Below are 14,320 nucleotides of genomic sequence, written 5' to 3'. Positions count from 1 at the left end.
ACCGTTTTAATTTCTGAAAATCTGCTCCCAATTATACCCTACATCTACCAAAAATAACCCTTGTGCAGGAGCCGAAGTTCCTGCGGCATTTCTCTCTTTGGCTTCTATTACCTTTCTTAAATCTTGTGGTGCTATTTTGCCACTCCCTATATCCACCATCGTCCCTACAATAGCCCTCACCATATTTCGCAAAAATCTATTGGCAGAAATGGTAAACTTAAGCTCCGTACCCTCTTGCACCCAAAAGGCTTTATAAATTTCACAGAGGTTGGTTTTAGTATCAGTATTTAGTTTAGAGAAACTTGTAAAATCGGTATATTCAAAAAGGATTTTGCAAGCCTCGTTCATCGCTTCTAAGTTTAGCGGACGCCTCCAATAGCCCCACGCCGAATTTTGCGTAAACGGATTTTTCTCTAACGAAATATAATATTCGTAAGTTCTGTAAGTAGCATCAAACCTTGCGTGAAAGTCATCAGATACTCTAAACAATCGTTTCACCGAAATATCTGGTGGCAAAAAACTATTGAGCCTTTTAGGCAATAACTCTTCTTCTAAAACTAAATTTGTATCAAAGTGAGCAAACATTTTCTTTGCGTGTACGCCCGTATCGGTACGCCCTGCTCCTGTGGTTTTTATTTCTTCTCTTAAAATAGTAGAAAGTGCTTGCTCTAAGGTTTCTTGCACAGAAATCTGCTTAGGTTGTATCTGATAACCAAAATACTTTTCGCCGTTGTAAGAAAATTCTATGCAATATCTTGACACTTGTATCTTATTTTTAGACCACAAAAATCGGAAAATATATTGACTTATAATCCCTATAATTAAAAGAAATCTTATAAATTAGCCCCGTGAAACAGATATTACTTCTTTCGGATACACATTCTTACCTTGACCAGCGTATTTTAGACTATGCTAAAAATGCAGATGAAATTTGGCATTGTGGCGATTTTGGAAATATGGAAGTGGTGGAAACTCTAGAAAAAATAAAACCTCTAAAGGGCGTTTATGGCAACATAGATGGTACCGAAATAAGAAAGATTTTCCCTGAAGTATTAAGATTTAAATGTGAAGAAGTAGAAATTCTGATGATTCACATTGGTGGTTACCCCAACAAATATAGCCCTCTAGCAAGAAAAGAAATTCTAGAAAAAACACCTCAACTGTTCATTAGTGGGCACTCACATATTCTAAAAGCAATGTACGACCAAAAGCATCAACTCCTACACCTCAACCCTGGAGCAGCAGGTACTCAAGGGTGGCACCAAGTGCGAACTATGATGCGTTTTAAGATTGATGGAGCAGAAATCAAAGATTTGGAAGTGATAGAACTCGGTAAAAGATGAAAATAGGAGATAACGTTTCTGTAATTGATGATGACTTGTGGGGCATCGTTACTTCTATACACGGCAACGAGGTGGTTTTCCGAGACGAATACCATTTTACTCACCGCTATCCTAAGCATCTACTCACTTTAAGAGATGCTTCTCTGTATGAACAAACACCCATCGTACGAAAACCAGAAGCCAATCACACCTCTAAACTACCTAGAAAGAAAAATCAGCACTTGATATTAGACCTTCATTTTGACCAGTTGGTAAATACCCCTGACCATTACGATAGTTTTGAACGGCTATTTATTCAAAAACAAAAACTGGAGGAAACACTTGATTTTTGTAAATTCAATAAAATAAAAAAGCTAGAAATAATCCACGGCATTGGAGATGGCGTTTTGCAAAAGTTAGTCTTTGATACCCTTAAAAGCAAAACCAATATTGAATTTGAAGAAAGCGATTTTTTCTATCATCAATCGGGGTCGGTTATGGTTAATTTCATTTAGAGTTTGTATTTTTACGCTTTAAATCAATGTAAATGAAATCCATCAATCCAAAAGAACTTCCTCCATTTGAGGTTCAGATGCTACTGCAACACGCCATTGCTCCTAGACCTATTGCTTTGGCATCCACCATAGACAAAGAAGGGAACATTAACCTATCGCCTTTCAGTTTCTTTAATCTTTTTAGCTCTAATCCGCCTATTGTGGTTTTTTCTCCTGCCAGAAGGGTAAGGGATAACAGCACTAAAGATACTTTAGAGAATGTACTGCAAGTCCCTGAAGTTAATATCGGTATCGTAAATTACCCTATCGTGCAACAGATGTCTCTTTCTTCTACGGAATACGATAAGGGCATCAATGAGTTTGTGAAAGCAGGGTTTACAATGAAAGATGCCGACCTAATTGCTCCCAAACTTATAGAAGAATGTCCCGTAAACCTAGAATGTAAGGTCTTAGAAGTAAAACCTCTAGGCACAGAGGGTGGTGCGGGGAACTTGGTAATTTCGGAAGTGGTTAAAATACATATCCGAGAGGAGTATCTGAACGAAAATGGCACGCTAGACCAAGCCAAACTAGACCTAGTAGCAAGATTGGGAGGCAACTGGTATTCCAGAAATAATGCAGACAACCTATTTGAAGTACCAAAGCCCCTAGTAACTAAAGGAATTGGCATAGACCAACTGCCTTGTGAAATAAAAAATAGTAAAATATTTACAGGGAATGATTTAGGAATGCTCGCCAATGTAGAGCAACTGCCTAAAGGAAACTATACCGATGATGAAGCCACTCATCTGAAGGCTCAACGCTTACTTACCGAAGCAAAAATAGAAGAAGCGTGGCAATGTTTAATCTATTAAAAATTACCCCCCCTTTTCTATTTTAAGAAAAAAAAAAGGGGGGGGGGGGGGGGTCGTTTATTCTCTCAAGACTTTTATTCTGTTGTCTTTCCATATTCTAATGACCGAAGACCCTGCCCATTGGGATACTTTATCCTTTTGTTCTTCTACTACAAAGTCTACGGCGTTTATGAGTTTGGGACTAATATCCGAAAATTGCTTGGGACTTTTGTCGCCACTGAAGTTGGCAGATGTGGAAACCAGCGGGGCGTTGAGCTTACCAATGAGTTTTTGACAAAAAGCGTCTTTTACGAGCCTAATTCCTATGCTGCCGTCCTCTGCCAAGAGTTCTTTGGGTAAGCCTTTGGGAGCATCGTAGATTATCGTAACGGGTTTTTCGCTAAGGTCTATAATTTCCCACGCCATTTCTGGTACTTCTACTAAATCTTGCAACCTTTTTTCGGTATCTACCAAAATAATGAGGGATTTATGTGGCTCTCTTTTTTTGATTTTGTAAATCTTTTGTATAGCTTCTGGGTTTGTGGCGTCGCAACCTAGCCCCCAAATGGTGTCTGTAGGGTAAAGCACTGTTCCCCCAGACTTTAAAACTTCTACTATCTCTTGCATTGGGTTAATTTTTTAAAACGCTACATTTTAATGGCTGATTTTACGGCAAATTCTTCTGCTTTCTCCTCTAGCCATTGGGCAACATCGTCTTCCCCTGTGGCTCTCTGGTAAGTGTGCCCCAAAGAAACTAATATCTGGTGGAAAAAACGTTTCATATGGTCCACAGGCATATCTTTAGTCCAGAGGTCTATTCTAAGTGCTTCCATCGTTTTGTCGTCCCAAACAGAAATCATTGTGGCTTTGGTTTCTTGAGCTTCTATCCCGCCATCTTGGGCGTGCCAAGTCATTTTCTCTGGAATATGGTTTTCGTCTAGCTCTACATTTACTGTTATCTGTGTTTTTCTCATAATCTATCTTTAATTTTTTTTAATTGTATGCTACTTACCTTGATATTTGGATTGGTTAAAAATCTCCTCGCCCTTCATATTCAAGAATTGAGGAAGTGGTGTTTCTGGCTTTTCTTTAAAGAACTTTCTGCCAATCTCCCACCCTGTATAAACGCCTACTCTAGGCGAAGACTCGTTATCTACTTCTGTATAAAACTTAGAGAATGGTGCGGGTGCTAAAAATCTCCCCGAAAGCTGCATATCGTCGCTAAACAACAAATCGTTTTCTACAAAAAAGTTCCAAATGTTACTTTTGTTTTGAGTCGCCCACTCGTATTGTTTAGGTGTGTAACCTATCTTTAAATAATCGGCTGTGTTGGGTAACAGAGCGTCTTGTAAAAGCATTAGTTTTCCTTCGTACATCATTTTGTCTATGAATTTTTGTTCGCTCCTATCCATCGGCACGATGTGTTCCGACAACGCTAAAGCAGCTTTAGGTAATAAGTTTTGAGGGTTCATAGAAACTTGTAAATACTGATTAACACCTCTATAATAGCGGTTGCCCTCCCCCATAAAGGCGGCAATATCTATAAAGAGCCAATTTTTTTCGGCGTGATAAAAGACGGGAACTTCCACATCTTGCACAGCAGAAGAATAAAGGTAAACCACAGGCGTTTTGAATTGAGGAAAATAGTGCTGCACACGGGCAAAGAGTTCGCTCAAACCTTTTTCTAACTCTGGCACATTCACTTTTTTGAGGGCTTCTTTGTAGATGTTTATCTCCAAGGTGTCTTTTCTTCTTAGCATAAAATCTTCATCGGAAACCGTCCCTTGAAACCAAGGGTATTCCTTCTTAAAATCTTCCAAAGAGTAATTTTCATCGTAAAACTGATGAGAAATATCTACGGTTTTTACCTTAGGTAAAGGTGCTTTGAGGTCTATATTCCAGCCTTTGTCTTCCTTTTGGCAAGAAACTAGCACTCCAAGTAATAGGATTAACCAACTAATGTGTTTCATCATTGTTCTAAAGATTTTTCTAAGTCGCAAAAATAATCATTTTTAAACGCTTATTTTAGTCCATAATCCAAAAACTTCTGTATTTTTACACTTCTAATTTTAAATACCACAAAAAACTATGCAAACAGATAAAGTAATTCAGCACATTGTAAATTGGTTAAAAGATTACGCCCAAAAAGCTAATGCAAAAGGCTATGTGGTGGGAGTTTCTGGCGGTGTAGATTCTGGAGTAGTTTCTACACTATGTGCGATGACGGGACTTAAAACCCTACTACTAGAAATGCCCATTAGACAACAGCAAGACCAAGTGAGCCGTGCGTGGGAACATATAGAAGACCTCAAAAAACGCTTTCCTAATAATGTGGAAGCAATGAGCGTAAACCTCACTCCTGCCTTTGAGGAGCTTTATAAGACCTTTAATGTCCAAGATGACCTCTACCCTAACGAAAAATTGGCTTTTGCTAATACCAGAAGTAGATTAAGAATGCTTACGCTCTACTATTACGGACAAATTAACGGACTCCTCGTGTGTGGTACAGGCAACAAGGTGGAAGATTTTGGGATTGGTTTCTACACCAAATATGGCGATGGTGGCGTAGATGTTTCTCCAATCGCTGACCTTTACAAAACGGAGGTTTACCACCTTTCTAAAGCCTTGAATCTCGTGAAAAGTATCCAAGAGGCAATTCCTACCGATGGGCTTTGGGATACAGACAGAACCGATGAGCAACAAATAGGAGCTACCTACCCAGAACTTGAAAAAATACAGAAAGAATACCCTACCAAAACCCTAGAAGATTACACAGGAAGAGACCGAGAAGTCTATACCATCTTTGACCGAATGCACAAAGCAGCCCAGCACAAAATGAACCCAATCCCTATATGTGATATTCCTGAAGAATGGAGGTAATATCGTAAAAATAATGATAAAGAATACCATATTTTCATAAAATGTTTACAACTCATAGATTAAATTTTACGGAGAATAAACTAATCTTTTCATATAGTCCTAGTAAACTGAATTTGCTTATTGCCATTCTGTTTTCGGTATTATGTTTTGCACAAAATGATAGTTTAAAAATCGTACAGCCTCACAGAAAAAATACCGAATGGGCAATGAAACAGCCTTATGTTATTTTGATTTCTGCCGATGGGTTTCGCCACGACTATCCCGAAAAATATAATGCCGAAAATATCATCAATCTTGGTAAAAGTGGCGTTCGTGCCAAAGCTATGATACCCTCTTATCCTTCTATTACAGGTCCCAACCACTATACTTTAGTTACGGGATTGTATCCTTCGCACCACGGTATGGTGGATAATCATTTCTATGATGAAAAAAGAAAAGAGGCTTTCTATTTTGGTAATCCCAAAAATATTCGTGACGGCTCTTGGTTAGGAGGTTATCCTATTTGGGGTTTAGCGGAACGAAGCGGTATGCTTTCTGCCGCAATGATGTGGGTTGCAAGTGATGGCGATGCTGGTGGTGTAAGACCTACCTACGCTTATAAATATAGTGGAAAAGTAACACCCAAAGAAAAAGTAAACCAAATTATAGATTGGCTAAAACTACCTGAAGAAACTCGTCCGCATTTTATCACACTATACTATCCCGAAGTTGACCACGCAGGGCATATCCACGGAACAGAAGCTCCTGAAACACGAGATGCCGTACAACTAGTAGATAAAAGCATTGGCGAACTGATACAACGCGTAAAAGAGCTAAATCTACCAAATGTGAATTTCGTATTTGTATCGGACCACGGAATGACGAATGTAGATATTAAAAACCCTTTAGAAATACCCTCTTTTTTGAAGGATAAAAATCAATACCGATATGTTAATTCTCAAACATTAGTCAGAATTTCTGTTTTAGACAAACATAATATTAACGCAACTTATAAGAAACTAAAACAAGAGGCTACTCCAGAGTACAAGGTAGTTTTAGCCAAACGACTACCCCAAAAATTGCATTACGCTACTCGTGATGACCGTTTTAGCAGAATGGGAGATATTTACCTTCTGCCCAAAGCTCCAAAAATATTTTTAGAACAAGGACAAAAAACCACTTTGGGAAAACACGGCTACAATCCTTATCTAGTAAAAGATATGAACGCGATGTTCATTGCTAATGGAGTTCAGTTTCAATCAAACAAAGAGATTTCGGAATTTAGAAATGTAGATGTTTACCCTTTTATTTTAGAAATTTTAGGCTTAAAACCTTTAGACCAAATTGATGGTAAAAAAACTTTGATTAGAAAAGTGCTGAAGTAATTTTCTATTTTTCAAATTACAATCATATAAAAAGCAAAACAGAGAGGAATCCTCTCTGTTTTTATTTTGCATCTATTTATCTTTTTTAATCTACTTTATGCCAAACTTGGGTACGCCCAGCTATAGAGATACCTATGTAACCTCTCACATTTAGCTTATTACCTTCCCTTTCGATAGAACATTTGTAAACTTTACCGTTTTTAGGGTTAGTAATAGTTCCTCCGTCAAAAGTATTACCATCTTTTTTGATTCCTCTAATCACTTCCATTCCTAAAATAGGTTTTCCTTTTCTATCATCTTTACATAAAGAGCAGTTAGGGTCAGCTGGCTTAATAAGTAGCTGTACTACTTTGCCATAGTATTTTCCATCAGACTTTTTGAAAATTTCTACAATAGATTTAGCTTGTCCTGTTTCATCATCAATAGTTTTCCATTTTCCTTCTATTTGAGCATAGGACATCACACTAAACATTAGAGCCATAGTGGCAAACATTAATTTTTTCATAGCTTTATTAAATTTAAATATGGGTTAAAGATATAAAATTTAATTAAACAAACAATATAACATTCCGTTTTTACACATATAAAACAATATTTTATATTGTTAAAAAAAATTAAACGGTATTTAGTTTAGCTTTCTATTGATAACTCTATACATATAGTCTTGATACCACGCTTTGCAGAGTTTTTTACCATAATCTATTTCAGTCGAACTAACCTTGCTTATAAGATTGTTTTCTAACCCTAAATCGGTTTTGTCGTAGATGCCTATAATATCTTTACCATTGAAAAGATAAATGTAATTGCCAATAATAAATTGTTCCTGTATTCCATCTGAATTTATAATGATAGCTTCTTCATTTTTAGGAGAAACTAAACTTCTTCCCCAACTTCTTATAGGTTTGTTATAAGCTATTATATCGGCTAATGTAGGGTAGATATCAGACTGCTGTGCTAATCTTTCATCTATTCCTTTTAGGTTATATTTAAGATTAGGAGAGTAGAAAATGAGGGGAAGTGCAAATCGGTTCATCGCCTTTTCGTACTCTGGGTAGAACGTTTGATTGGTATGATCCCCTGTGATTACGAAAATGGTATTCTGAAACCAAGGTTGCTTTTTAGCCGTTTCGAAGTATTTTTTTATGGCATAATCGGTGTATTGTATAGGCTCGTGCATTGGGATATGCCCTTTTTTAAATTTCCCATTGTATTTTTCAGGGATTTTAAAAGGGTGATGAGATGATGCCGTGAATACAGTTGCCATAAAGGGTTTTTCTGGACTTTTTTCCTGCACATTTTTAGCAAAATATTGTAAAAAAGGTTCGTCCCAAATTGCCCACATACCATCAAAATCATCATCATTATTATATTCGGTTTTGCCATAATATTTTTGAAACCCAAGGATATTCCCAAATCCCAAAAAGCCCATAGAACCATTAGGCGCACCGTGGTAGAAAGAAGTGTCGTATCCTAATTCGTTACACACAGATACAATAGACTGTATTTTTTGATTAGAATATGGAGAGCTTGTAAAAGCATCTTTTAAACTTGGGATACCCGCCAAAATACTACTCATACCGTGTATAGATTGCCTTCCGTTAGCGAAAGCATTGGTAAAAATAAGACTTTCTTTCGCTAAGCTATCTATAAAAGGAGTATATGAAACATAGTCTTTGATTTTACTAGAACTATTAAATGCACCAGAATATTCTTTACCAAAACTTTCTACAATAAAAATCACAATATTGGGTCTTTCTTTAGGCACATCTCTTTGGTATAATTTATAAGGTTTTATATGCTCTTTAATAAAGTTTTCCTCCACAAAATGAACCTCTTTAAAGTTGTTAGAACCTAAAGTTCTCAAAAACGAAAAAGTGCTATTAAGCACAACATTAGCGTGAATTGGGTTTTCCGTATGTCTATTAGCATCTACCAAATTAATAGGTCGTGTACTGTGTTTAAAATCACCTCTTATACCACCCACCGTAAGTGTAGCTATCACACACAAAGTTACAATAGAACCGATAAAATAAGCTGGTAATTTTTGAGGTTTTTGGTAAGGTATATTTACTTTTTTATAAAGCCATATCCATACCGCTAATAAAACAACAAAAAACAAAGGAATCAATGGATTTTCTATTAAAGAAACTCCAAATACTTTTAAAAGATTAGACTCGTGTTCTACCACATCTAGCACCGCAGAGGTTAATCTAGATTGACTAAACCGATAATAAATAAAATCGCCAAAATTCATAGAATAAGCAATGCCATTGGTAATAAAATATACCCAAAAGAGTAATTTTTGATATCCTTTTTTAGTATTGATAGTGAGCGGAATAAGGCTTAGGAATATAAATAACGAATTAACATACAATATTGCCGTAGTATCAAACGCGGTACCGTAATATGCCAATTTAAAATATTGAGAAAAGCTCTCGATTTTTATTAAATCTTTATTGAAAATCCAAAATAAAAATCTAGCAATTTGAAAGAAAACAAATACCAGTAAAACCCTATATAATAAAACCAATATTTCTCTTACGCGGAGATGTTTCATATTTATTTACGAATTGAATAATGTTTGCAAATTTATGAAAAACGAAAGTACTGCATCATATAGTCCTCAGTAATAACCTAAAAAAAATCATAAATCAAAAAATTCCGTCCCTAAAAATCGTTTTTCTCCAAAAATAATTTCTATATTGCGAGACTTTATAATAAGACGATATATTATGGCGAAACATAAGGTAACTTACGAGTTTGCAATGCATTGCTTATCAGAGATTTTGTATGAATATCTAGCGACTGCGGAAGGTTTAGCGGAGTGGTTTGCTGATGAGGTAGAAGAGAGAGGAGATGATTTTTATTTCAGTTGGGGCGGTGGTCCTGCTGAAAAGGCGACGCTTATAAGATATAAGCCTGAAAGTTTTGTTCGTTTTAGATGGGAAGAAGATGAAGGTACTAAGAGTTTCTTCGAAATGTCTATTGTGATAGATGAAATAACGGAAGACCTATCTCTTAACATTACAGACTTTTGCGAAAAAGGAGATGAGGAAGAAAACCGTCTTTATTGGGAAAACCTTGTAGAAAACCTAAAAATAAAACTAGGTGCAGCTTAGTTTTTTAATACTTAACAAATTATAATGAGCGGTTTTTATCGTTCATTTTTTCTTTATTAAAATAGAACAACATGTATTTAGATGGCAATTTACTTTCTCAGGAACAATCATTAGCCTATGCCAATAGAGCTTTTATGAACGGAGACGCTGTAAAAGTTTACTTTTTTTTCAAAAATAAAAAAGTGCTTTTAGCAGAAGATGTTTATTTCTTTCTGATGTCTTCTATGAGAAAAATGAGAATGAACATTCCATTAAGTTTTACTTTAGAATTTTTCACAGACATTTTTTCTCAAGCTATCCAAAATCTCCCGTTTGATAATGGTTATATTAAAGTGTTAGCATTTAGAAAGATAGAAGATACTTTTTCCGCTAAAACCCCTGTTCATTTTGTTTACGAAGTGGTTAGAGAGGACAACTTGTTTCAAATAAAGAAAAATATAGAACTAGATATCATTAAGGAAATAAGCGTTAATACACATATTTTAAGCAATATACATACGCATTGTCCAGAAAATATCTATGCTGAAATTTACGCTCAGGAAAATGATTTAGATGATGTTATTCTCCTCAATCCTAGTAAGCGTATTGCTAGAAGTATTTACGGCAATCTTTTGTTTTTAGAAGGCAACACAATTAAAGTCCCTAAGCAAACGGAAGGGGCATATATTTCCCCATTGATGGAAAGCTTTATTACCTATGTTCATAAAAATCGTTTGGCAGAAATAGAACAAGTGGAAATGATTGCTTTTGAAAGCCAAAAAGCTGATGAAATTTTAATGATTTCTGACGAAAAGGGTATTTTCTCAGTAAATAAAATCAGAAATAAAGAATTTACTAATTCTCGTTTCTCTGAAATGATAGAAAAATGGAATTTGACTTTGGTTTAAATCAGAGTCAAATTCCAATAATATTATTTTACTTTTTGGGATATTTCACTACAAGAGCTTGTAATATAGCCCAAGTTTCTGCATCTAAAACACCATCACATTTCTCTGGACGAAAATGGTATTGAAAAGCCTCAATAACCTGTTGAGAAGATTTATCCCAAGTTCCAGTAGGAGTAATATCATACCCAAAACTTCTTAAAGTATTTTGCACTTTTGAAATAAAAGTAGAATTGTTATAATTAAACTCTAAATCGCTTAAAGCAGTTTCATAAAAGTTTTGCTTAGTAGTTGCATCATACCACATTCCTAGATTATACTCATCATAGAGGCGTTTCCAAGGGAAAAATGGACCTGGGTCTTGCTTTCTAGTTGGAGCAATATCAGAGTGGGCTAAAATTTGGGTTGGAGGAATATTATAACGCTCTACAATATCTTTTGCCAAAGCGGCTACTTTCTTAAACTGATGTTCAGGAAATGGATAAAAGACTTTCTCTCCTGCTGTACCAACAGTATAACCTTTATTAACTATTTCTATCCCTATGGAATTATCATTCATTTCGGTGGTGTTTCTCCAAAAGCTAATACCTGCATGGTAGGCTCTTTTATTCTCATCAACAAGTTGCCAAATATCATCATCAGGTAAATCACTTACAAGATAGTGGGCGCTCACGCCTCTTTGAGTAAGCACTCGTACTGATGTCTCGCTATCAAGAGCTGTATAATGAAGAATAAGAAAACGCTGTCTAAAATTCTGAGCTACAGATGGGAAATTCTCATAATTTACCTTATAGCCTTTAGGTTTAGCCGTAACTACAGAACCATAGCTAATAGTATTATCGTTTTTTGTAACATCGCTAATATTAGTTTTATAATAAAAATCCCCCTTAGTAGATTGCTCCATTTTAGGTTTTTGAGGTGCACTTGCAACTTTTGAATCTAATTTTGGTTGAGGTGCAACTATTTTTTGCTGAGTGCTACAAGAAGTCACCACAGCACCTAAACTTATAATAAACAAAATATTACGCATTATTCACTTTTATTTTTAAAATTGACTGCCAAAGATAGTGATAAAAATTTTAGATTTTTTTTGTATTTTATTTGGAGGTTTCAAAAAAACGCTCTATATTTGCACTCGCAATTACAGAACAGAAGTACTTAAAATAATAACGAAAAGGAGGGTTGCCGGAGTGGTTAACGGAGCAGTTTGCTAAACTGTCGACTCGCAAGGGTCGCATGGGTTCGAATCCCATACCCTCCGCAACTCAGAGAATAATATTCGGGGCGTAGCGTAGTCCGGTCATCGCGCCTGGTTTGGGACCAGGAGGTCGCAGGTTCGAATCCTGCCGCCCCGACAATGTTTTTCGGAATTTTACATTAAAAATTCTAAATGGGTGCGTAGCTCAGCTGGATAGAGCATCTGCCTTCTAAGCAGACGGTCCCAGGTTCGAATCCTGGCGCGCTCACAGAAACCTCACTTTTTCAAGTGAGGTTTTTTGTTTTTTATTCATTAAATAAACTCATAAATTTGTTTTTTGATTAGAATCTTATTATTGTTATCTGTTTATGACGAGATTGCTATTTCTTTTTAGGTGTAAGAAAGTAGAATCATATAACAAGAACTTTATAATAGGAAAATTACTTTTGTAAAAAATGCATTTTTGTTAATAGAAACTTATCATATTTATCTTTTTGAAATTTAATTATGGATAGAAAATTTTTAAGAATGATTTTTTTAGTAAGAACGGTACTCCGAGAAAATGGAAAACTTACTTCCTCTGAAATTCGTAAAAAGATAGAAAATTCTTTTAAAGCTTATAAAGATTGTGAACATTTGTATCTAGATACTTATCCTATTGACACTTTTGAAAAAGATAAAAGAGCTATTAGAGATGCGTGGAAGATAGATTTAGTTTGTAACAAAAGGAAATACACTATAGATATTGATTTAGAAAGTGTTTTTCAAAATGATTTGCTCAATTCTGCTATTTTCTTATCCTCTCTTAATACCGATATGCTTTTGCCCAGATTTGTATTACCAGAAACTCGGAAAAACACAGGATTAGAGCATTTTCATTCTATTTCACAAGCAATAGAGAATCATTTAGAAGTCAATATTTCCTATTTTGATTATAGTACAGAGAAAATAAAAATAAAAACCATTCAGCCTTATTTATTAAAACAGAAAGATTTTAAATGGTATGTACTAGCTGTAGATAACTCAACCCCCGAAATTCAATTTAAAAGTTATGCATTAGAACGAATAGGAGAAATAACTACAGGGAAAAAGTTCAAATCTCAGGTGATAGATTTTCAAACACCCTACAGAGATGCACTAGGAATGTTTACCAATGGCGAAGCGGAAAGAATTATTCTTCAATATGACCACAGAGATGGGCATTACCTAAAAGCTAACCCATTACATAATTCTCAAAAAGTAGTTTCAGAAGATGATAAAACCATTACTTTTGAATTTTTTGTTAAACCTAACGAAGATTTACTAATGGAGCTAATGAAAAGAAGTTGGTCCGTAAAGATTATTGAACCAACTTCCTTAAAATGTAAAATGATTTCTCTATGGAAAGATGCTTTGAATCGGAATTTAAGTTAGCTAGTTTTCAGTATTCCATTTAGTTAAAAATGGAATTTGATTCTTAAACCAATGATTGGAAAGTATAAATTTTTTACTGATTTCATCTTGTTTGCCTATTCTTTCTAAAAGTAAATTCTCAGGAGAATAATATCTCTGCTTCCCTTTATCATCATAAATATCCTTTTCTGTACGAAATTCCTTAAGTACACTGTAACCAATTCCAAAGCATAATTTACAATAGGTCTCATCTAATAATTTTAACAACACCTCGTCAGAGATTGTATTTATCTTATTAGAAAAAATTTTTTGAGCGAGTTTTCCTGGTTTAATTTCCTCAAACGGTTTTAGAATATCCTCTTCAGTGATTACATCTGCATCAATTTCTATTTCTTCATCAATTAATGGAACTATTTCTTGAAACTCATCATTGTCATATTTTCTATGGCAATCAAAACATAAAATTTTTATAACTTTATCATATGGTGTATGTGCTTCAATAAATCTTTTTTCAAAATCGTTTAAATCAACCTTTATATAGTTATCACCTAGACTACAACTCATATCATCTAAAATACTTTTTATAATTACTGGTCTTTCACTTCCTTTTATATGAGCTGCTTGTAATCTTGAACGATTTTTACACTTAGGTGAAGAACAAGTTCTATTCTTTTTAACTTTCCTAGTTAATTTTTGAACCAAATTTCTTGTGTAGCCATCAATAAATTTTTTAAAATCTTCTATTGTTCCTTCGTAAGTAGCCATAAGCATTTTTTTCAAATTTACATTTTCCTATTTAAAAATACAAATAAA

General features: G+C 34.9%; 16 protein-coding genes and 3 tRNA genes. 11 read left to right on the top strand and 8 right to left on the bottom strand.

From position 1 onward, the window contains the following. Positions 1 to 6: 6 nt before the first annotated feature. The gene (truA, locus tag D1J36_RS06875) at positions 7 to 762 is read right to left on the bottom strand and encodes a tRNA pseudouridine(38-40) synthase TruA (RefSeq protein WP_252339362.1); all 756 of its coding nucleotides are present in this window, start codon (positions 760 to 762) and stop codon (positions 7 to 9) included. Positions 763 to 848: 86 nt separating this feature from the next. On the opposite strand from truA, the gene D1J36_RS06870 reads away from it, so the two are divergent. Genes D1J36_RS06870 through D1J36_RS06860 form a run of 3 tightly spaced genes read left to right on the top strand, consistent with a single transcriptional unit; the run spans position 849 to position 2,691 of the window. Continuing rightward, positions 849 to 1,343 (top strand): metallophosphoesterase family protein, encoded by a 495-nt coding sequence (locus D1J36_RS06870; protein ID WP_252339361.1) that lies wholly within the window; start codon positions 849 to 851, stop codon positions 1,341 to 1,343. After that, positions 1,340 to 1,837 carry a Smr/MutS family protein gene (locus tag D1J36_RS06865; RefSeq protein WP_154138102.1) on the top strand — a complete coding sequence of 166 codons (498 nt, stop codon included), beginning with the start codon at positions 1,340 to 1,342 and terminating at the stop codon, positions 1,835 to 1,837. Before D1J36_RS06870 ends, D1J36_RS06865 begins: the two co-directional genes overlap by 4 nt. Positions 1,838 to 1,869: 32 nt before the next feature. Continuing rightward, entirely contained in the window at positions 1,870 to 2,691 is an 822-nt protein-coding gene (locus D1J36_RS06860) for a flavin reductase family protein (protein ID WP_154138101.1), read from the top strand. A 57-nt stretch (positions 2,692 to 2,748) separates the two neighbouring features. Here D1J36_RS06860 and D1J36_RS06855 read toward each other — a convergent pair whose 3' ends face one another. From D1J36_RS06855 to D1J36_RS06845, 3 genes are read right to left on the bottom strand one after another with little or no spacing between them, the layout of a single operon-like run. Then, entirely contained in the window at positions 2,749 to 3,297 is a 549-nt protein-coding gene (locus tag D1J36_RS06855) for an L-threonylcarbamoyladenylate synthase (RefSeq protein ID WP_153936008.1), read from the bottom strand. 20 nt (positions 3,298 to 3,317) lie between these two features. Beyond that, entirely contained in the window at positions 3,318 to 3,644 is a 327-nt protein-coding gene (gldC, locus tag D1J36_RS06850) for a gliding motility protein GldC (RefSeq protein ID WP_004919606.1), read from the bottom strand. A 30-nt stretch (positions 3,645 to 3,674) separates the two neighbouring features. Further along, positions 3,675 to 4,643 carry a gliding motility protein GldB gene (locus D1J36_RS06845; protein ID WP_154138100.1) on the bottom strand — a complete coding sequence of 323 codons (969 nt, stop codon included), beginning with the start codon at positions 4,641 to 4,643 and terminating at the stop codon, positions 3,675 to 3,677. Positions 4,644 to 4,758: 115 nt separating this feature from the next. On the opposite strand from D1J36_RS06845, the gene nadE reads away from it, so the two are divergent. Continuing rightward, on the top strand, positions 4,759 to 5,550 hold the full coding sequence (gene nadE / locus D1J36_RS06840; protein ID WP_014937321.1) for an NAD(+) synthase: 792 nt from the start codon (positions 4,759 to 4,761) through the stop codon (positions 5,548 to 5,550). Between the two features lie 113 nt (positions 5,551 to 5,663). After that, complete coding sequence (locus D1J36_RS06835; RefSeq protein WP_154138120.1) at positions 5,664 to 6,914, top strand: ectonucleotide pyrophosphatase/phosphodiesterase; 1,251 nt, start codon at positions 5,664 to 5,666, stop codon at positions 6,912 to 6,914. Between the two features lie 85 nt (positions 6,915 to 6,999). Here the strand turns inward: D1J36_RS06835 and D1J36_RS06830 are convergent, their stop codons facing one another. Continuing rightward, the gene (locus D1J36_RS06830) at positions 7,000 to 7,419 is read right to left on the bottom strand and encodes a DUF2147 domain-containing protein (protein ID WP_038693982.1); all 420 of its coding nucleotides are present in this window, start codon (positions 7,417 to 7,419) and stop codon (positions 7,000 to 7,002) included. A 120-nt stretch (positions 7,420 to 7,539) separates the two neighbouring features. After that, positions 7,540 to 9,471: an LTA synthase family protein gene (locus tag D1J36_RS06825; protein ID WP_154138099.1), complete on the bottom strand. Its 1,932-nt coding sequence runs from the start codon at positions 9,469 to 9,471 to the stop codon at positions 7,540 to 7,542. Positions 9,472 to 9,646: 175 nt separating this feature from the next. Here D1J36_RS06825 and D1J36_RS06820 point away from each other — a divergent pair, with 175 nt between their 5' ends. Next, a complete protein-coding gene (locus D1J36_RS06820) occupies positions 9,647 to 10,033 on the top strand; it encodes an START-like domain-containing protein (protein WP_064971198.1) in 387 nt (128 codons plus the stop codon). Between the two features lie 71 nt (positions 10,034 to 10,104). Next, positions 10,105 to 10,920, top strand: a complete 816-nt coding sequence (locus D1J36_RS06815) for an aminotransferase class IV (RefSeq protein WP_154138098.1) — start codon at positions 10,105 to 10,107, stop codon at positions 10,918 to 10,920. 28 nt (positions 10,921 to 10,948) lie between these two features. Here D1J36_RS06815 and D1J36_RS06810 read toward each other — a convergent pair whose 3' ends face one another. Continuing rightward, positions 10,949 to 11,947 (bottom strand): N-acetylmuramoyl-L-alanine amidase, encoded by a 999-nt coding sequence (locus D1J36_RS06810; RefSeq protein WP_154138097.1) that lies wholly within the window; start codon positions 11,945 to 11,947, stop codon positions 10,949 to 10,951. A 146-nt stretch (positions 11,948 to 12,093) separates the two neighbouring features. Between D1J36_RS06810 and D1J36_RS06805 the strand changes: the two genes are divergently transcribed. The 4 genes from D1J36_RS06805 to D1J36_RS06790 all read left to right on the top strand — a co-directional run bounded on the left by D1J36_RS06805 (position 12,094) and on the right by D1J36_RS06790 (position 13,528). Continuing rightward, positions 12,094 to 12,178: transfer RNA gene (locus tag D1J36_RS06805), tRNA-Ser, on the top strand. A gap of 19 nt (positions 12,179 to 12,197) precedes the next feature. After that, positions 12,198 to 12,272, top strand: a tRNA-Pro gene (locus tag D1J36_RS06800). A 37-nt stretch (positions 12,273 to 12,309) separates the two neighbouring features. Further along, positions 12,310 to 12,383, top strand: a tRNA-Arg gene (locus tag D1J36_RS06795). Between the two features lie 260 nt (positions 12,384 to 12,643). After that, a complete protein-coding gene (locus D1J36_RS06790) occupies positions 12,644 to 13,528 on the top strand; it encodes a WYL domain-containing protein (protein WP_252339359.1) in 885 nt (294 codons plus the stop codon). On the opposite strand, the gene D1J36_RS06785 is transcribed toward D1J36_RS06790, so the two are convergent. After that, positions 13,529 to 14,272 (bottom strand): hypothetical protein, encoded by a 744-nt coding sequence (locus D1J36_RS06785; RefSeq protein ID WP_154138095.1) that lies wholly within the window; start codon positions 14,270 to 14,272, stop codon positions 13,529 to 13,531. Between the last annotated feature and the right edge of the window lie 48 nt (positions 14,273 to 14,320).

The organism is Riemerella anatipestifer, assembly GCF_009670965.2.
In the GTDB taxonomy this organism is placed as follows: Bacteria; Bacteroidota; Bacteroidia; order Flavobacteriales; family Weeksellaceae; genus Riemerella; species Riemerella anatipestifer_B.
This window is presented reverse-complemented; position numbering and strand designations above follow the sequence as displayed.